Annotated in this window: 18 protein-coding genes; 8 read left to right on the top strand and 10 right to left on the bottom strand. The window is 72.3% G+C overall.

Translation table 11 applies throughout. The features are described from left to right. The first annotated feature begins 1,015 nt into the window (after positions 1-1,015). Positions 1,016-1,972 carry an AraC-like ligand-binding domain-containing protein gene (locus AC069X_RS25950; protein WP_478732005.1) on the top strand — a complete coding sequence of 319 codons (957 nt, stop codon included), beginning with the start codon at positions 1,016-1,018 and terminating at the stop codon, positions 1,970-1,972. 109 nt (positions 1,973-2,081) lie between these two features. Here AC069X_RS25950 and AC069X_RS25945 read toward each other — a convergent pair whose 3' ends face one another. The 4 genes from AC069X_RS25945 to AC069X_RS25930 all read right to left on the bottom strand — a co-directional run bounded on the left by AC069X_RS25945 (position 2,082) and on the right by AC069X_RS25930 (position 5,490). Further along, positions 2,082-2,675: a hypothetical protein gene (locus AC069X_RS25945; RefSeq protein ID WP_478731923.1), complete on the bottom strand. Its 594-nt coding sequence runs from the start codon at positions 2,673-2,675 to the stop codon at positions 2,082-2,084. Positions 2,676-2,899: 224 nt separating this feature from the next. After that, positions 2,900-3,490 (bottom strand): hypothetical protein, encoded by a 591-nt coding sequence (locus AC069X_RS25940; RefSeq protein ID WP_478731921.1) that lies wholly within the window; start codon positions 3,488-3,490, stop codon positions 2,900-2,902. Beyond that, entirely contained in the window at positions 3,487-4,746 is a 1,260-nt protein-coding gene (locus AC069X_RS25935; protein ID WP_478731919.1) for a DUF7224 domain-containing protein, read from the bottom strand. The genes AC069X_RS25940 and AC069X_RS25935 overlap by 4 nt, the downstream gene beginning before the upstream one ends. Before the next feature lie 3 nt (positions 4,747-4,749). After that, on the bottom strand, positions 4,750-5,490 hold the full coding sequence (locus tag AC069X_RS25930; protein WP_478732003.1) for an ATP-binding cassette domain-containing protein: 741 nt from the start codon (positions 5,488-5,490) through the stop codon (positions 4,750-4,752). A 796-nt stretch (positions 5,491-6,286) separates the two neighbouring features. Between AC069X_RS25930 and AC069X_RS25925 the strand changes: the two genes are divergently transcribed. From AC069X_RS25925 to AC069X_RS25915, 3 genes are read left to right on the top strand one after another with little or no spacing between them, the layout of a single operon-like run. Beyond that, positions 6,287-6,676: a GntR family transcriptional regulator gene (locus tag AC069X_RS25925; protein WP_478731917.1), complete on the top strand. Its 390-nt coding sequence runs from the start codon at positions 6,287-6,289 to the stop codon at positions 6,674-6,676. Beyond that, complete coding sequence (locus AC069X_RS25920) at positions 6,673-7,542, top strand: ATP-binding cassette domain-containing protein (RefSeq protein ID WP_478731915.1); 870 nt, start codon at positions 6,673-6,675, stop codon at positions 7,540-7,542. Before AC069X_RS25925 ends, AC069X_RS25920 begins: the two co-directional genes overlap by 4 nt. Continuing rightward, complete coding sequence (locus AC069X_RS25915) at positions 7,539-8,471, top strand: ABC transporter permease (RefSeq protein WP_478731913.1); 933 nt, start codon at positions 7,539-7,541, stop codon at positions 8,469-8,471. The genes AC069X_RS25920 and AC069X_RS25915 overlap by 4 nt, the downstream gene beginning before the upstream one ends. Positions 8,472-8,528: 57 nt before the next feature. Here AC069X_RS25915 and AC069X_RS25910 read toward each other — a convergent pair whose 3' ends face one another. The 3 genes from AC069X_RS25910 to AC069X_RS25900 all read right to left on the bottom strand — a co-directional run bounded on the left by AC069X_RS25910 (position 8,529) and on the right by AC069X_RS25900 (position 11,090). Then, on the bottom strand, positions 8,529-9,362 hold the full coding sequence (locus tag AC069X_RS25910; protein WP_478731911.1) for an NAD(P)H-binding protein: 834 nt from the start codon (positions 9,360-9,362) through the stop codon (positions 8,529-8,531). A gap of 220 nt (positions 9,363-9,582) precedes the next feature. Beyond that, positions 9,583-10,260 (bottom strand): response regulator, encoded by a 678-nt coding sequence (locus AC069X_RS25905; RefSeq protein ID WP_478731909.1) that lies wholly within the window; start codon positions 10,258-10,260, stop codon positions 9,583-9,585. After that, a complete protein-coding gene (locus AC069X_RS25900; protein WP_478731907.1) occupies positions 10,257-11,090 on the bottom strand; it encodes a sensor histidine kinase in 834 nt (277 codons plus the stop codon). The genes AC069X_RS25905 and AC069X_RS25900 overlap by 4 nt, the downstream gene beginning before the upstream one ends. A gap of 176 nt (positions 11,091-11,266) precedes the next feature. Between AC069X_RS25900 and AC069X_RS25895 the strand changes: the two genes are divergently transcribed. Both AC069X_RS25895 and AC069X_RS25890 read left to right on the top strand, forming a co-directional pair. Continuing rightward, positions 11,267-12,037 carry an ABC transporter ATP-binding protein gene (locus AC069X_RS25895; RefSeq protein WP_478731905.1) on the top strand — a complete coding sequence of 257 codons (771 nt, stop codon included), beginning with the start codon at positions 11,267-11,269 and terminating at the stop codon, positions 12,035-12,037. Next, entirely contained in the window at positions 12,034-14,331 is a 2,298-nt protein-coding gene (locus tag AC069X_RS25890; RefSeq protein ID WP_478731903.1) for an ABC transporter permease, read from the top strand. The genes AC069X_RS25895 and AC069X_RS25890 overlap by 4 nt, the downstream gene beginning before the upstream one ends. Before the next feature lie 257 nt (positions 14,332-14,588). On the opposite strand, the gene AC069X_RS25885 is transcribed toward AC069X_RS25890, so the two are convergent. Beyond that, positions 14,589-15,290, bottom strand: coding sequence for an NADPH-dependent F420 reductase (locus tag AC069X_RS25885; protein WP_478731901.1), 702 nt, complete (start codon positions 15,288-15,290; stop codon positions 14,589-14,591). A 65-nt stretch (positions 15,291-15,355) separates the two neighbouring features. Here AC069X_RS25885 and AC069X_RS25880 point away from each other — a divergent pair, with 65 nt between their 5' ends. Beyond that, a complete protein-coding gene (locus AC069X_RS25880; RefSeq protein WP_478731899.1) occupies positions 15,356-15,772 on the top strand; it encodes a winged helix-turn-helix transcriptional regulator in 417 nt (138 codons plus the stop codon). Positions 15,773-15,875: 103 nt separating this feature from the next. Here AC069X_RS25880 and AC069X_RS25875 read toward each other — a convergent pair whose 3' ends face one another. Continuing rightward, entirely contained in the window at positions 15,876-16,283 is a 408-nt protein-coding gene (locus AC069X_RS25875; RefSeq protein WP_478731898.1) for a VOC family protein, read from the bottom strand. A 62-nt stretch (positions 16,284-16,345) separates the two neighbouring features. Between AC069X_RS25875 and AC069X_RS25870 the strand changes: the two genes are divergently transcribed. Further along, positions 16,346-16,690, top strand: coding sequence for a hypothetical protein (locus AC069X_RS25870; protein ID WP_478731896.1), 345 nt, complete (start codon positions 16,346-16,348; stop codon positions 16,688-16,690). Here the strand turns inward: AC069X_RS25870 and AC069X_RS25865 are convergent. Next, entirely contained in the window at positions 16,582-17,052 is a 471-nt protein-coding gene (locus AC069X_RS25865; protein WP_478731894.1) for a nuclear transport factor 2 family protein, read from the bottom strand. The two genes, AC069X_RS25870 and AC069X_RS25865, sit on opposite strands and share 109 nt — an antisense overlap. Positions 17,053-17,084: the final 32 nt, after the last annotated feature.

Raw genomic sequence — 17,084 nt, 5'->3', positions numbered from 1 at the left:
CTCCCCTCCTTAGCGGGTCCTCTGCGGACCCTTGCGCTGCTCGTCGCCGGGCGGCCGGCGTTGGCCGCAGGTGCAGCCGCCGTCGTGGTGAGTGGGACGCCACCCCTCCCCGTGCCGCCCGCAGCATCCGCGGTCGTCCCGCGCTGCTTCCGCCACCCGTCCAGCCGCCATGTAAGCACTTCCGCCACCGATTCCGCTGAGGTCAACTCTCTTCTCCTGGCCATCGTTGCCAGGACATCAGTCGGGTCTGCGCCGGCCCGCACGGCCTCCACCAGACGGGCTCCCAGGGCCGGCCACGCAGAATCGGTCAGGATGGCCCGAGCACCCTCGGGAACGGCCTCCTGGACCACGCCAGCCATCAACCGCTCGCCCGGTCCCACTGCCGAGCGCTGCCCGGCTGCGGGGCGGAAGGTGGCGCGCTGAGGGCGGACCCGGTACTCGCGGGCCGCGGCCACACCAGCGGTCACCTCGACTGCTGCACACAGCAGCCGCCCGGCCCGCCCGGAGGCCTCGGCCTGCGCACGAGGGGTCCGGGCTTCGTGCCAGCGACGGGACTGCAAAACTGCCAGAGGTTGGCATCCACTACTGCCTGGGCGCCCAGCTGGCACGCATGAAGACCGACATCCTCCGACACCCCGGTACCCCGCCGCGGCACGACCATCCATGGCTTCCTGGAACTTCCCGTCGACGTCCGGGCCTGACCGTCCCCTCCCGCGCCCGGCAGGTCGGGCTCGGGCAGCGGCGATCGTGTGAACTGGTCCGCCTGGTGCGCGCGTTGTACCGCGCGATGTCCTCGGCCATGTCGGTGCCGTCCGGAGGCCGTGGCACTGCGGTCAGGAACCCGGAGCGGCTCGTCGGTGGCGCCGCGGCGCACCGGGAACGCGTCCGAAAAGTTTTGTCTGATAATCGATCATGTGGTGGTGGGCGTGGAGCACGGCTGTGTGACGACCAGGAAGGGCCAAGAGTGTCAGAGTGTCGCCACGTCGAGGTGTGGGGGGATCGGGCGGTGTCGCTGATGACGACGGACGCTGTCGATCGTGCGGACCGGTTCGATTGGTTCTGCGAGACGGTGTCCAGTGGCGTGATGCCCATCACGCTCAACGCCCGGCGTGCGGCCGATTTCCGGGCGAGCTTCCTGTCCTTGGACCTCGGGGTCGCACAGCTGTCGTCACTGGCCTGCTCCCCCGTCGAGTCGCGGCGCACCCCGGCCCATGTCCGGCGCGGCGACCCTGAGCACCTGCAGCTGGCACTCATCACTGGGGGCACCGTCAGGATCGCTCAGCGGGGCAACGAATCCGTGGTCGCGGGAGGACTCGTACTCACGGACACCTCACGACCGAGCGAGGGCGCGTGTTCGGGCGGGCAGCCCGAGTCGGTGGTCCTGCAGATCCCCCGCCGGGCCCTGGCGCTGAGATCGGACGGCGTGGACCGGCTCCTCGCACGAAGCCTGCCCGCGGACGTGGGGGCGGGAGCGGTCCTCGCCGACTTCCTCAGAACACTGGTGACACGCGGCCCGCAATGTCAGCCGGAGGAACTGCGCGCGATGGGATCCGTCACCGTGGACCTGGCCACCGCGTTCCTCGCGCGGCAGCTCGGTGAACCCGGCCAGGCACCTGCCGAGGCCCGCGCGCAGGAAACGCTGCAGCGGGTCTACCGCTTCGTCGAGAACAACCTCGGTGACCCGGACCTGACTCCGCCGGTGATCGCCGACCGGCACAACCTGTCCCTGCGTCGTCTCCACCTCCTCTTCGGCGACCAGCCTCTGACCGTCGCTGCGTACATCCGCCAACGCCGCCTCGAACGGGCCCGCACCGACCTCACACGCCCTGAACTCAGCAGCCGGCCCGTCCGAGCGATCGCCGCCCACTGGGGCTTCCCCAGCGCCACCGGGTTCAGCCGGGCATTCCGCGAAACCTACGGCATCACCCCCACCGAACACCGAGCCCTCTCACTGGCCGCCCCGCGGCGCTGAGGGCAGAGCTGTCCGGATCCCTTCCGGTGCGGCCCTCCCGGGCCTGCCGTTGCCGTCGTGATCTTGGGTGTGCCGAGACACGTGGGGTGTCACCCGGACCCCTGTCCGCTCAGTCGTCAAAGTGGAGTTCAGATCGGGTCCAGAGGGTGAGGTCGCTGCTGGTGGCGACCGCCAGAGTCAGTCCGGAGGGAGAGAACCCGGCTGCGCGGAGTTCCGAGTACTCGGAGTGGAAGACGTGCCACCACGTCCCTCCCGCCGGGCCTTGGTGGGAGCCGCCGTCAGCGGAGAGGATGACCCGGTCGTGGGGCCAGTCGGGGCTGACGACGTCCAGGGTCCAGCCGTCCGGAGTGGTGCTGTGCAGGCCCCCGCCGAACAGCCCGGCGATACGTACCGGCGTGCCCTCGATCGGGCCGAGCCCGGGGCAGGTGAGATCCGGCGACGCGTCCGGGGTACTGGTGTCGGGGTCCGGGTCCCGATCGCGGGCGACCTTCTCGCCGCTGACCGCGTCGAAGAGCCCATGGCCGTCGCTGGACACGACCATGACGAGGTCGTGTCCGCTGTCGGGATGGACGGCGAAGCCCATGCCGAGCAGCCCCCCGATGGGGGTCGTGCGATCCAGCACCGGCCGCCACGGCTGCGGGGCCGGCATGACGGGGGCGCCGATGTAGCGCTCGCGCAGCTTCTGCTGGTACTCCGTGATCAACTCGTCCCCCTCAGGATGTCTGTCCCCAGCGTACGAACCAGAACGGTCTGGCCGAGCAGGCACACTCCCGGGGCGCATCGGTGAGGCGGCCCTCGGGGCCCGGCGAGCCTCGCACCGGGAAGCTGGGCTCCTCTCGCATGGGCATGCCCGCCCATTGGCTCAGGCAGCGATCAGTACCGCGGTCGAGCGATCACGAGCCGAGGAAGACGGGACTCCACCTCTCCTTACAGGGCGACGCGCGGCGGCTTGATGCTGCTGAACGTCACCCCGGCGATCAGCACCGCCACGCCCGCCAGGAGGGCGGGCATGCCGGCTGCGGGGTGCAGGACGATGGCCCACGGCTGCGCTCCGCGACCGCCGCTCTTCCATCCCCCGACCGCAAGGATCAGGGGTACGGCGGTGAGGACCGGGGCTGCGATCCGGGCACCGGCAAGGGGGGCGAGGATGAGCGCAAGGCCGAGGTAGAAGGCGGTATTGCGGCCGATGGCCAGGGCCACGGGATCGGCTCCCGCGAAGTGTCCGAGGACGGCCATCGCCAGGGCGAGGGTTGCGCACGCACCGGCGAGGGCGGCATCGCAGCGGTGGACGGCCCGCACGGCGACGCTTTCCGTGGCGTCCCGGGCGCGGCCGGTGAAGGTGAGCCAACTGACGGCGGGGACAACGGTGATCAGCGCGGCGAGAAGGAAATGCCCGGCCCCGCCGACCATCACGGGAACGGGGATGCGGCTCTGTCCGAACGCCAGACCGGCGCCGGCCGTCACAGCGGTGACGGCGGCGAGGGCAGGAGCGTTGCGGGATGCGGCCCACCAGTTCACCGGTCCGCTCCTTCAGGGTTCAGGGGCGGTTTCTTGTCGCATCCGGTGAGCGCGGCCCGGTTCGCTTCGTACCAGGCGTGCTGACGGGCGGAGGGCAGCCTGAGGATCCGCTGGGCGAGTTTCGCGTCGTCGGGGGAGACACGGCCCTGGGCCGGCGCCGGGGGTGCGTGGGTGGCGATGGCCGTCAGCCGTGCGGTGAGCGGTCCCCGGGCGGGGAACGCGGGGTATGTGTGGCTGGTTCGGGCGCGTTCGGGGATGGGGGGCAGGAGGGTGTCGGTGAGGTTGGCGGTGATGACCTGCTCGCGGACCTGGCCTTTTCCTCCGAAACCGGCCTGTCCGGGCTTGAGGTCACGGCTCTGGGTGAGGGAGGAGACCGCGGGAAGACCGGCGTCTTTCAGGCGGCTGCTGTAGGCGCGAGTGGTCGCCGCTATCCGGGTTCGTCCCGGGGTCTCGGGCCACAGGCACACTTCCGGCACGCCGGCGGTGTCGCAGGCCAGAGCACCGGGGTTCCGGTCGGCGACCGGGTTGTAGCCCATGTCCACGACCAGGAACACCGAGGCCGCGGACGCGGCGCCAAGGGCGGCCAGGGGCTTCCATCGGTCGGCCTGGGCGATCGTGAGGAGGCATGCGGTGATGATCCCGCCGCTGAACAGGAGCGGCGCCCACACGGCCACGGGGTCGATCACCGATCCGACCGAGCAGCAGCTGTCGTAGGCGCCCGCGACCAGGTGGCGGGGCCACGGGGTGTCCCAGGATCCGGGGAACGCGGTCAGGCAGAACCCGATCACCATGGCCAACGGTGCGGCCGCAAGGTGCGGAAGGCGGCCGCCCAAGAGATGTCCGGCCAGTGTGGCGGCGGCCATCAGCAGCGCGTACACCGCGAACATGCCCAGGTGGGAGAGAGACGGAAGTGCTGCCGCGGCCGAGCTCGCGACACCGACCGCGATGAGCATCCCGGCGACACCCATCAACCAGACGGGAACCAGCAGCGGCAGCACGACGGCGAGCCGGCCGCGGGAAGGAGCTTGCCCGAAGACATTGCCCCGCCGTAGGCGTGCGCCTTCCCACGCTCCGCTCGCCGCGCACGCGGCTGTGGCGAACGGGATCGTGTACGAGGCGTTGCCGAGCACCGACGGCCCGTACCCGGGAACGGTGCCCGTGGTGATCGGCTCCGACAGGAGCAGCAGGACGTAGCCGGCGAGGAGGACGAGCATCAGTCCGGCGGAGGAGGACCGCAGGAGGGTGGTGATGCGCATCGGTCAGATCTCCCGTCCGACGAGCATCATGTAGGCGGCTTCGGCCTGGTCGCGGCCGCTTGTGGCGGTCGGTGCCAGGGCGTGGAAGTCGGCGGGGCCGCCCTGGAAGCGGATCTTTCCGTGGGCGAGGACTGCCACGTGTGTATACAGGTCGGCGAGGTCTTCGGTCTGGTGCGTGGAGACGATCACCTGCACGCTGCCGGCGAGGTCGTCGACGAGCTCACGGAACACGAGGCGCTGCGTGGGGTCGAGGCCGGCGGTCGGCTCGTCCATCAGGATCAGCTTGCTGCGGTGAGTCAGCGCCCCGGCGATTCCCATACGGCGGAGCTGACCGCCGGACACCTGGTGGCTCTTGCGCCCCGCAAGGCGGGTGAGGTCGACGCGGCGCAGGGCGTCCTCGGACGCCTTCCACGCCAGGTCCTTCGGCATGCCCTTGAGCCATCCCGCATAGGCGACCTGTTCGCGTACGGTCAGCCCGGGCATGGGGGTGATCTGCTGGGGGATCCACGCCACGCGCTCACGGTAGGCGGCCAGGTGGCGGCCTTTCGCGGCGCTTCCTTCGAAGGTGACCGACCCGGACGAGGGCGACAGGTGGGATGCGGCGATGGCCATCAACGTGGACTTGCCGGCTCCGTTCGGGCCAAGGAGGACCGTTGCCCGTGCATCGATCCGGAGGCTGAACTCATTGAACACAGGCGTGTTCCGCCCGTACCGGAATGAAACATGATCAAAAACCAGAGGCATGAGGGAACGCGCAATCCGCCATCCCGCTGCCGGCGGGATGGCCTTGGTCATGGGCATGGGATGGCCGGCACCAGAGGGTCCCTGTGCCGAACCCGCCGGGACTCTCGTGCTACCTGTTCAGCGACGGCACTACGAGCCGACCTTCACGGTGGAGGGACGCGTAGTCGTAGTCCCTGAAGTCATCCGACTGGCAGCCCTTCCTCTCCCCGTTCTCGTTGACCCTGCATGAGGGCACGCCGGAGGGAGGAGACGTGGTACGAGCCCCTCCCCCGAGCCGACTTGAACGGTAGCCGCAGAACACCTCATTCCGTGACGGGTGGTCGAGTGTGGCTCAAATGCACACCTGCCCCTTTCCCCCGCCCAGGACGGGCCCATGTGCACGGATCACCGTGCAAGGAATTGCAGACCATCGAGACGTCGTCCTGATCCTGTCTTCGGGATGGGTCCGGGCCGGGCCGGCGACGTCGAGGGGGCGCCGGGCCGGCCCGGCGTCGGCGGCGTGCTGACGGTGTCGTAGGTGATGCTCACCACCGGTCAGCCGGACGGACCCTCCACGACGACGCTCCTGAGGGGCCACCCGCGCTGACCGTGCGGTCACTTGGGCGGCAGCTCGGCCGTCGCGTCCAGGGCCAGCCGCAGCCAGTGGTCCAGCGCGCCGTCAGCCTCCAGCCGCTCCCGGCCCCGCGCACCCCGGTGGGTGTCGGAGTGGTCCCTTTCGTGCCATCGGCCGAGGTTGACAGCGCCGTACTCTTACATCACCCTTTCACTAGTCAACTAGTGAAAGGGTGATGCTGACGTGCTGGAGTACCGCATCGACCGGCGCAGCGGCATCGCCACGTACCTGCAGATCGTCCAGCAGACCAAACAGGCCCTGCGTCTGGGCCTGTTGCAGCCCGGCGACAAGCTGCCGGCCGCGCGCGAGGTCGTCGAGGCCACCGCCATCAACCCCAACACCGTCCTCAAGGCCTACCGCGAACTGGAACGCGAAGGGCTCGTCGAGGCGAAGCGGGGGATGGGCACCTTCATCCGGAAGTCCCTCGGCGGAGCCCCTGCCGACTCCCCGCTCCACAACGAGCTCGACGACTGGGCGCGGCGGGCACTGGCCGCCGGGATGGAGCGGGACGACGTGGCCGCGCTCTTCGCATCCGTACTCGACACACACTTCAAGGGGAACAGCGACGCATGACGGACACCGTGATCGAGGCGGACGGCCTCGGACTGCGCTACGGGCGAAAGGGGGACTGGGCGCTGCGCGACTGCACCTTCCGGCTGCCCGAAGGCCGGATATGCGCGCTCGTGGGACCCAACGGGGCCGGAAAGTCCAGCCTGCTGGCCCTCGCCGCCGGGCTGCTGCTCCCCACCGAGGGCACCCTGCGCACGGCGCCGCGCGGGGAACTGGCCTACGTCGGCCAGGACAAGCCCCTCTACCCGCAGCTCACCGTCGAGGACACCCTGCGCCTCGGCCGTGAACTCAACCCCGGCCGCTGGGACGCCGCGACGGCCGCGCGGATCGTGGAGGCCGGCGGACTGTCGCCGCAGGCCCGGATCCGTACGCTCTCCGGCGGCCAGCGCACCCGCGTCGCCCTGGCCCTCGCCCTCGGCAAGCGCCCCGGCCTGCTCCTGCTGGACGAGCCGATGGCCGACCTCGACCCGCTCGCCCGGCACCAGCTGATGGGCACCCTGATGGCCGACGCCGCCGAGAACGGCACCTCCGTGGTGATGTCCTCGCACATCCTGGCCGAGCTGGAGGGCGCCTGCGACCACCTCCTCCTCGCCGGCGGCGGCCGGATCCGCCTCTCCGGCCCCATCGACGAGGTCAGCGCCGCCCACCGGCTGCTCACCGGCCCGGCCGCCGCCTCCGCCGAACTCTCCTGCCACACCGTCGTCGAAAGCCGTACGACGGGCCGCACCCTCACCGCCCTCGTGCGGCCGGGCGGCCCCGTCGACAGCCGGACCTGGCAGACGGCCACCCCCTCCCTGGAGGAGCTCTTGCTCGCCCACCTGCGTTCTCCCGACGCCCCGCCGTTCACCGCCGCGGGGGTGCGGGCATGAGCACGCCGACGCTGAAGGGCCCGTACTGGGCCACGGTCCGGCAGCACCGGCGCGCGACCTGGGCGCTGCCCGCCGTCGCGGCGGGCGGCCTCCTCGCGGTGATCGCGCTGCGCGTCCAGGTCGTCGGCGACCCTGGCTCCGACGGGCTGCTTGAGAGCCCGACCCGGGCCTACAACCTGCTGCGGCTCTGCATGGAGTACGCCGGCGCGGGCCTGCTCCTGCTGCCGTTGCTGGTCGGAGCCTTCGTGGCCGGCCCCATGACCGCGCGCGAACTGGAGAGCGGGACCTGGCGGCTCGCCCTCACCCAGTCGACCACGCCCAGGGCCTGGCTCGGCGCCAAGGTCCTCGTCGCCGCGCTGGTGTCGGCCATCGGGGCGGGCACGCTGGTGCTGGTCTACCGCCTCGGCTGGTCCCGGGTGACCAACACCTATCAGCTCACCTGGTTCGACCGGGGCACGTACGAGGCCACCGGCCCGGTGCTGGCCGCCTACTGCCTGCTCGGGGTGGCCCTCGGCGTCCTCGTCGGACAGCTCGTCCGGCGCACCCTCGCGGCCATGGCCGTCACCGGTCTCCTGACCGGCCTGGTGCTGCTGGGCCTCGGCTCCGTGCGCTGGTCGTTCCTGCCCACGGAGACCGGCACCATCCCCTTCCACGGAGACCTGAGCGGGCTGATGCCGCCCCACTCCTTCGCGACGGACCTGGGGCTGCTCACCGCCTCGGGCAAGCGCCTGCCCTGGAACGCCTGTTTCAGGCAGACCCAGAACACGGGCGTCTGCCCCTCCGACCTGAACGTCACCCGCCGGTACGCGGACTTCCACCCGGTCTCGCACTACTGGCCGACGCAGCTGATCGAGACCGCCATCGTGCTCGTCCTGGCCGCCGCCGCCCTCTACGCGGCGTTCCGGGTGCTGCGCTCCCGGCGCGGCTGAGGCCTACAGCCGCGCCCCACCGGTTCCCCTGGATGGACGTGCTCGTGCCTTCGCGGTTCAGCGGAAGGCGTCGGCGTTCTCCGAAGCCCACTGGCGGAAGGGGCGGGCAGGGGTTCCGGTGATCCGCGCGACCGTGTCGCGCACCATCAGCAGCCCGTCGTTCACGTCTCCGCCCGTGACGTCGAGGACCGCATCCGCGGCGTCGGCCCCGAAGACCGCGGCCATCTGTGCGTGGGCCTGCCGGCGGCTGATCTCGGCGAAGGGAACCCGCCGCCCCAGGGCTGCCGCGATGGCCTCGGCCTGCTGTCGGGCGGTCACCGGCTCCGGACCGGTCAGGGCGTACGTGCGCCCGTGGTGGCCGGGCTCGGTCAGTGCCACCCGCGCCACCGCCGCGATGTCCGCGGGGTGGATGGTCGGCAGCGCGGTCTCGGCGTACGGCGCCCGGACGGTCTCGTGGCCGCGGATGGACGCCGCCCACATCAGGGCGTTCGAGGCGAACTGCGTCGGCCGCAGGATCGTCCAGGCCATGCCGCTCGCCTTGAGCAGCTGCTCCACCGCCAGGTTCTCGGCGGCGGGGCCGAGGTGCGGGTGGGTCTCGACGGTGATGGACGACACCAGCACCACGTGCTCCACCCCCGCCTGCCGGGCGGCTTCGAGGATGTCGGCGTCCGAGCCCAGACGCGGAACGAGGAACAGCGAGCGCACCCCTTCGAGCGCGGGCCTCAACGACGCCGGCTCGGCGCAGTCGCCCTCCACCGCTTCGACGCCGGCGGGGAAGACGGCCCGTGCGGCGTCACGGGTGAGCCCCCTCAGCGGCCCAGCACCGCGCGCGTGCAGCTCCTTCAGCAGGGCGCTGCCTATGTTTCCGGTGGCTCCGGTCACGAGGATCATGGGCGTGCCTTCCCGTCGTCAGATGATCGAGTAAGCGACACGCTAGAACCTCGAGCACGCTTCAGGTCAAGGAACACCTGTCCGCTCCCGCAGCTGGGCACCACGTTCTCGCGCGCCGCTTCTCCGCCCGGCACCGCCTGCCCCGCCCCCGGCCGCGGCCCGGGGCGGCGTCTTCGACCGGCAGGCGCCACTGGCTCGCCGGCGTCCTGCCGCGCACGGCCTAGCTCCCGGGGGTGACCAGGCCCGTCTCGTAGGCGAGGACCACCGCCTGGGCTCGGTCGCGGAGGGAGAGTTTGGCGAAGATGCGGGCCACGTGCGTCTTGACCGTGGCTTCGCTGAGCGTCAGCTCCCGCGCCAGTTCGGCATTGGACAGGCCCTGGCCCATCAGGGTCAGGACCTCGCGCTCGCGCGGGGTCAGCGCGGCGAGGTCGCGGTGCGGTGCCGGTGCCGGGGAGGCGGCGGGGGGCGGGGCGCAGCGTTCCACCAGGCGGCGGGTGATGGACGGGGCGAGGAGGGCGTCGCCGGTGTCCACCAGCCGTACGGCGGCCGCCAGATGTCCGGGCGTCACATCTTTGAGCAGGAAGCCGCTGGCTCCGGCGGCGAGGGCGGCGTAGACGTACTGGTCGAGGTCGAAGGTGGTCAGCATGATCACCCGGCAGTCCGGCAGCTCGGCGAGGATCCGCCGGGCGGCCTCCAGGCCGTCCATGCGGGGCATGCGTATGTCGAGGAGTACGACGTCGGGCCGCAGGGAGCGCGCCATCGACACCGCCTCGACCCCGTCGGCGGCGACACCGGCGACCTCGATCCCCCGGGCCGTGAGGATCAGCCGGAAGCCGGTGCGGACCAGTTCCTGGTCGTCGGCGATCAGCACCCGGGGTCCGGGCTGGGGCGCCGTCACGGCCGGTCCAGGGGGAGGCGGGCGCGGACCCGGTATCCGCCGCCCAGCCGGCGGCGGGCGTCGAGGTCGCCGCCGTAGACCGCGACGCGTTCCCGCAGGCCGATCAGCCCCCGGCCCGTGCCCTCGCCGGAGCCGCGCGGGGCCGGGGGACGGCCTCCCGTCAGCACGCTGGAGCCGCCGTTGAGCACCTCCACCCGCAAGGCGTTGTCCGCGTACCGCACCGTCACCTCGGCGCCCACCCCGTCCCCGTGCTTGAGCGCGTTCGTCAGCGCTTCCTGGATGATCCGGTACGCCGTCACGTCGATCCCCGCCGGCAGCGGGCGCGGTTCCCCGGATATCCGTACGTCCACCGGCAGTCCGGCGAAGGCTATCTTGTCGATCAGGCGGCTCAGCCCGCTGAGGCTGGGCTGCGGTGTCAGTTCGGCGGCGCCGGCGTACGGCTCGTCCGTGCCGTCCTGAGCCGGTGCGAGCAGGCCGAGCAGATGGCGCAGCTCGGTCATCGTGGTCCGTCCCGCGCTCTCCACGGCGCTCATCGCGGCGGCGGCCTCCTGCGGCATCGTCGCCATCACCTCGCGGGCCGCCCCGGCCTGGACGATCATCAGGCTCACGTTGTGGCTGACGATGTCGTGCAGCTCCGCCGCGATCCTGGCCCGTTCGGCGTCGACCGCGGCCCGGGCCGCGCTCTCCCGCTCCCGCTCCAGCAGCCAGCGGCGCTCCCCCAGGGCAGCCCGGTGGGCCCGCCGCTCACGCGCCAGCGCGGCCCCCAGCCAGAGCGCGGCCACGGCCGCCGCGCACGCGGCGCCCACGGCACCGCCCGTCAGCCATCCCATCCCCGCCACCCACCCCCGGCTCGGCAAGATCCATCCACGCAAGCTTCGCAGGCCCCGCCCGTGCTCCGCATCACCCCCCGGAGCTCCCTTCACACGTACATCCCCGGGATGACCGGGGCCGGAGTCTCCATCCGGGGGGTGACGTCCTGCCCCAAGGCACCTTCTACGTTCGTGACATGACAATCAATCACGACGCGGACCGGCCGGTCGTCGTCCGGCTGGACGGCGTGCACAAGGAGTACGGCGACACCAAGGCCCTCGACGGCCTGTCCCTGGAGGTCCGCAAGGGGGAGGCGGTCGCCGTGATGGGCCCCTCGGGATGCGGCAAGTCCACGCTCCTGAACCTGGTGGCCGGCCTGGACCGGCCCACCGCCGGCCGCGTCGAGGTGCACGGCACGGACCTCGGCGGCCTCTCGGAGACCGGGCTCGCGCTGTTCCGCCGCCGCAGTGTCGGCATGGTCTTCCAGTTCTTCAACCTCATCGACGACCTCCCCGCCCTGGACAACGTGGCCCTGGCCGCCCAGCTGACCGGTGCCTCCGCCCGGCAGGCCCGCCGCCGGGCGCTGGAACTCCTCGACGAACTCGGCATCGCCGACCGCCGCGACCACTACCCGGCCACCCTCAGCGGCGGAGAGCGCCAGCGGGTCGCCGTGGCGCGGGCCCTGATGAACCGGCCGGCGCTGCTGCTGGCCGACGAGCCGACCGGCGCGCTCGACAGCCGCGCCGGGGAACAGGTGATGGACCTGCTGATCGACCTGAACCAGATCGGCCAGACCCTGCTGATCGTCACCCACGACCCCCGGCTGGCGGCCCGCTGCGCGGGCCGCCTCGTCGAGGTCGCCGACGGCCGCGTCGCCCGCGAGCGCGCCCTCGACGAGGCGGGCCACGAGGCCCTCCGGGCCCACCACGGCCGCGAGACCGGCGGAGACCCGGAGCGTTCCGCGTGACGGCCGTGTGGCGGGCCTCGCGCGCCGCCGTCAAGCGCCGCCGGGTGCAGACCTTCGTGATCGGCCTGGTCGTCCTGTGCTCCACCACCACCGTCCTCCTCGCCCTGGCCCTGCTCTCCGTCGCCTCCGGCCCCTTCGAGAAGGCCTTCGAGCACCAGCGCGGCGCCCACGCCGTGGCCTCCTTCGACCGCGCCGGGGTCGCGGACGCGCAGCTCGCGCGCACCGCCGGGCGGCCGGGGGTGGCGGCCGCCGCCGGCCCCTTCGGCCTGGCCGTGGTCCCCGTCCCGAAGGACTGGCTCTGGATGTCCGGCGGCACCCTCACCGTGGTGGGCCGCGCCGATCCCGGCGGGCCGGTGGACCGCATCGAGCTGCTGGAGGGCCGCTGGGCCACCGCGCCCGGCGAGATCGTCGTCAACTGGCCCGGCCGGGGCAGCCCCGCACCGGAGCTCCTGGGCAGCCGGCTCGACGTCACGGGGGCGGGCAGTCTGACGGTCGTCGGCTTCGCCAACGGCGTCAGCCGGTCGGCGAGCGCCTGGGTGACGCCCGGGCAGGTGGCGGCGCTGCACCCGTCCGCCGCCCAGATGCTGTACCGGTTCACGGACGTCTCCACCGAGGAACGGCTCGGCGAGCGGCTCGCGGCGGCCACGGCGGAGCTGCCGCAGGACGCCGTGACCGGAGTACAGACGTACTTCGCCCTGAAGCAGGCGTTCTCGGCGCTGGCCGACTCCTACCTGCCCTTCATGACCCTCTTCGGCGTCCTCGGCCTGCTCGTGTCCTCGCTGATCGTCGGCAACGTGGTCAGCGGGGCGGTGGTGTCCGGCATCCGCCACATCGGGGTCCTCAAGGCCCTGGGCTTCACCCCGAACCAGGTCGTCGCCGTGTACCTGACGATGCTCTCCGTCCCGGCCGTGGCGGGCTCCGTACTGGGCACCGTGGCGGGCAACCTGCTGTCGCGGCCCGTGCTGAGGGTGGCCTTCACCGGGATCGAGACCGGCCGGGCCATGACGGGCGAGATCGACGCGTGGGTGTCCGTGGTGTGCCTGCTGGGCGTGCCCGCCCTCGTCCTGCTGGCCGCCCTGGTCCCCGCGCTGCGGGCGCACCGGCTGCCCGCCGCCCGGGCGATCAGCGCCACCGGAGCGCCCCGCACCGGGCACGGCCGACGGGTACAGCGGCTGCTGGCCGGCTCCCGGCTGCCGCGCCCGGTCAGCATGGGCCTGGGCCAGCCCTTCGCCCGGCCCGGCCGCTCCCTGCTGACCCTGGCGTCCATCGTGCTGGGCGTCACCACCGTGACCCTCGCCACCGGGCTGACCAGCACCATGCTGGCCCTCGGCAGCGCCGGCCGGCCGGCCGCGGGCGCCACCGTTCAGGTGACGGCCGACCGCGCGGGTCCGTCCACGCTCGGCGACGGGCAGCTGGAGCAGCGGCTGCGCTCGCTGCCCGGTGCCGTCGCGGTGCGGGCCCGGGCCTTCACCCAGGCGAGCCTGGTCGGCCAGAGCCAGCCCGTGTTCGCCGACTTCTACCGGGGCGACGACTCCGCGTACGAGGACAGGATCGCCCGGGGGCACGCTCCCCGTGCGGCGGGGGAGATCGTCGCCGGACCCGCGTTCCTGCAGCAGCGCGGGCTGCGGCTCGGCTCCCGGGTCACGCTGGAGCTGAACGGCCGGCGGCTCTCCGCGACCGTCGTCGGGGTGGTCGTCGAGGGGAACGCCCGTGCCCTGGAGGCCGGCTGGCAGACCCTCGAACGGCTCGCCCCGGACCTGCGCGCCGGCGAGTTCACCGTCCGGGTCGCCGAGGGCGCCGACCCGCGCGCCTACGCCGCGGCGGTCGAGGCCCTGGAACCGGGACTCGGCGCCCGGGTCCTGGATTCCGCGAACGCCGGAACCACCACGGTCGTCGCCTTCTCCACGGTGTTCACGGTGCTGCTGACGGCCGTGGCCTCGCTGGGGGTGTTCAACACCGTGCTGCTGAACACGCGGGAGCGGCGCCGGGACCTCGGGACGATGAAGTCGATCGGCATGACCCCGCGGCAGGTGGTGGTGATGACGGTGACGTCGGTGGCGGGCCTGGGCGCGGCGGGCGGGCTGCTCGGCATCCCGCTCGGGATGGCGGCGCACCGGCTGGTCGTGGACCACGTCGGGGTGGTCGCCTTCACGGAGCGGATGAAGGACGTGTGGCACGCGCCGCAGCTGGCCGGGCTGCTGCTGGCGGGCGTGGCGATCGCCGTGCTGGGTGCGCTGCTGCCGGCCCGTGCGGCCGCCCGGACGACGATCGCGGCCGCCCTGCACACCGAGTGACCGGCGGGGTGCCGGTCCGGAGGTCCCGGGGGCCGCGGCCATGGGCCGTGTCTTTCGGATCGGGCCGGACCGGCCCGCGGGTCTCCCGGTTTCCCCGGATGCCCCTGGCTCCCCCGGCTACCACCGGCCACCGGCCACCGGCCACCGGCCACCGGCCATCCTGGCCGCTGACCGGGGCGGCAGTCATCTACAGCGCCGCCGGCCTGCACCGCGACGGGCGCGGGCAACCGTCGCACCCGCGGCCGGACAGGGCCTGGCTAATCGTCAACGGCCCCCGGGGCCAGGGCTGGGGCCGGGAACGCGAAGCGGGCCTCGGCGCCCGACCACCAGACGCCGACGGCGAAAACGGCAGTGGCCTCCAGCAGGGCAGCACGGTCGAGCCCGCCGCAGGGCAGAGGCGTGCAGTGCATGGAGGTGATGATCTCCGCCACCCGCGTGGCGGCGCCCGGCTGGTCGGTACAGAACGGGACCGCCAGAGGAGCCCCTTCGAAAGCCGGGCGGTCCAGCGTCCAGATGCTCTCGTGGCACACCCCGAACGCCTTCACCACATGGGCGCCGGGGGCGGCGTCCGCGATGAGCCGGGCGACGGAGGTGGCGCCGCCCGTGGTCAGGGCCGGGCCGTCCTCGCCGGGCGCCATGGGAACGGTGCAGTCGATCACCGTCCGCCCGGCGAGCAGCGGGGCCAGTTCCTCGGCCAACCGCGGCGCGGCGGCAGCCGGCACGGCGATGAGCACCACGTCCCCGTGGGCCGCGGCCTCGGCGAGGCCGCCGTGCTCGGAGGCCCCGGTGAGCAGGGCGGTACGGGAGGCCGCTTCGGTGTCCCGACCGCCCACCCGGACGTCATGGCCGGCGCGTACCCAGGCCGCGCCGAGGGCCGTGGCCATCGCCCCTGTACCGAGAATGCCGATACGCATGTGCTTGCTCCTGTCGTCCGTACCGTGAGTCTTGCGAGGTGTCACGGAAAGGACGCTAGGTGCCCCGATGCGCACCACATGGTGTGCATCGGGCCGGGCAGGATGGGCGCATGAGTGCAACGGGGGCGGAGGCGGACGGACAGGGCCTGGGCGGGGACCTGGGCGGCGGCGAGTACGCCGCGGACTGCCAGGCGAGGGTGGCCTTCGAAGTCCTGTCGAACCGCTGGGACAGCGTGATCGTGTACATCCTCGGCGAGGGCGGTCCCATGAGGCCGCGCGCGCTGATCACCCGCATCGGCGGGATCAGCCCCAAGGTCCTCAACGAAGCCCTGCGCCGCCTCGAGTACAACGGCCTGGTCGCACGCAAGGCATACGCCGAGGCCCCGCCTCGCGTCGACTACGCACTGACCGAGGCGGGCCTCGCGCTGCTGGGCCCGATCCGTGCGATGGGCGCGTGGGCGGGACGCTACACCGAAGCCGTCCTGGCGGCCCAGGAGCGCTTCGCATCCCGCGCACCCCGGGAATGAGCGACTTCGTCGTCCGGGCCGTCGCCGGCTGCCTGCCCTCCCATCAGCGGGCCGGCGGCCTGACCACCCGCCTCGCGAGGGCCCGGCACCCGCGTCCTGTCGGCTACGACGGCCGGTACTCGTCGTGGAACTGTTCGAGCACCACCTCGTAGCCGTCCAAGTCCCGGCCCACGAAGATCCGGGCCCAAGCCGTGTCCTCTGGTTCACTCAGCACGGGAAGCCCCTCGCGTCGCCACAGGTCGTACGCGGCGTCCAGATCCGGAGTCGGGAGGGCCAGCGCGAAACCGAGCCCGAGCGGGCCGGCCTTGACCGCTCGTTCCTCCTCCGGTCCGTTGTACTCGTGGGCGTACATGTCCGACAGGATCAGCCAGGTGTGACCGAAGGTCAGGTAGCGCAGGTTCGGCTGCTCGTCATTGGGGATCTCCCGGAATCCCAGCCGCAGGTAGAGATCACCAGAGGCTTTGAGATCCCGTACCCGTAACCCCACCTTGACCTGCTTGGCGCCCATCATCTTCCGGCTCCCCTCTCAGTGGCTCGGAACGGCGATGGTAAGCCACGTACCGGGGACGGTCGGTGGTGTCGGCGGCGGACCGAGTGGTCTCCGACCGGTCTGAACTCGCCGAGCTGTGGGCCGAAGCCGCGGACTGGTCGAAGTGGCGCCAGGACATCACCCGCCTCCGCGATGTCCTCGCCCCTCCGATCCGCCACAAGAGGAAGCCTCTTGGAGATCTGAGCGGTGACCTCCCGTGCGACCCGCGATGCACCGGGTGCCGGGTACCGGGGAATCGGAGCCGATCACCTCGGGATCATCACTGGCCAGGCCCGTCGAGGCGTTCCGTGGGGCCGGCGAAGGAGAGGAACAGGGTCCGTGTGGTGAGCAGCCAGGTGCCGTCCACCTTGCGGAACGTGTCTTCGTAGTGCCCCACCTGGACCGGGGGCCGGGGTGGCACGAGGCCTTCCGTGTAGCCGTCGACGCGGTACGTGGTGAAGTAGGTGGTGGCGGCGGCCGTGTCCGCGGAGGTGACGGTCACCAGAACGTTGGTGCAGACACGGCGTGACAGCCGGTCCGCGGGCCGGCTCCCGAAGTAGCCGCGCAGGGCCTCGTGGCCTGCGATGCGGCGATCCCCGGCGGGCCATTCCCAGATCCCGTCCCGCGTGAACAGGTCTGCCACCGAGCTCGGGTCCCCGAGGTCGAGCCGGTGGACGAACTCAATGATCAGCCGCTCGCAGGACCGCTCTGCGAGCAGGTGTTCCATCGGGTCGAGAGTGTGAGCGTTCATCACCCACTCATACCAGGGGACGCGTAGCGGAA

The sequence above is a fragment of the Streptomyces sp. NPDC043896 genome, from assembly GCF_056435605.1.
This window is presented reverse-complemented; position numbering and strand designations above follow the sequence as displayed.

What these genes read in the sequence shown, in the direction of transcription:
- AC069X_RS25950 (WP_478732005.1), top strand. Translation starts at nt 1,016, where the DNA reads ATGACGACGGACGCTGTCGATCGTGCGGACCGGTTCGATTGGTTCTGC.
- AC069X_RS25935 (WP_478731919.1), bottom strand. Translation starts at nt 4,746, where the DNA reads ATGCGCATCACCACCCTCCTGCGGTCCTCCTCCGCCGGACTGATGCTC.
- AC069X_RS25930 (WP_478732003.1), bottom strand. Translation starts at nt 5,490, where the DNA reads ATGCCTCTGGTTTTTGATCATGTTTCATTCCGGTACGGGCGGAACACG.
- AC069X_RS25920 (WP_478731915.1), top strand. Translation starts at nt 6,673, where the DNA reads ATGACGGACACCGTGATCGAGGCGGACGGCCTCGGACTGCGCTACGGG.
- AC069X_RS25915 (WP_478731913.1), top strand. Translation starts at nt 7,539, where the DNA reads ATGAGCACGCCGACGCTGAAGGGCCCGTACTGGGCCACGGTCCGGCAG.
- AC069X_RS25910 (WP_478731911.1), bottom strand. Translation starts at nt 9,362, where the DNA reads ATGATCCTCGTGACCGGAGCCACCGGAAACATAGGCAGCGCCCTGCTG.
- AC069X_RS25900 (WP_478731907.1), bottom strand. Translation starts at nt 11,090, where the DNA reads ATGGGATGGCTGACGGGCGGTGCCGTGGGCGCCGCGTGCGCGGCGGCC.
- AC069X_RS25895 (WP_478731905.1), top strand. Translation starts at nt 11,267, where the DNA reads ATGACAATCAATCACGACGCGGACCGGCCGGTCGTCGTCCGGCTGGAC.
- AC069X_RS25880 (WP_478731899.1), top strand. Translation starts at nt 15,356, where the DNA reads ATGAGTGCAACGGGGGCGGAGGCGGACGGACAGGGCCTGGGCGGGGAC.
- AC069X_RS25875 (WP_478731898.1), bottom strand. Translation starts at nt 16,283, where the DNA reads ATGATGGGCGCCAAGCAGGTCAAGGTGGGGTTACGGGTACGGGATCTC.
- AC069X_RS25865 (WP_478731894.1), bottom strand. Translation starts at nt 17,052, where the DNA reads ATGAACGCTCACACTCTCGACCCGATGGAACACCTGCTCGCAGAGCGG.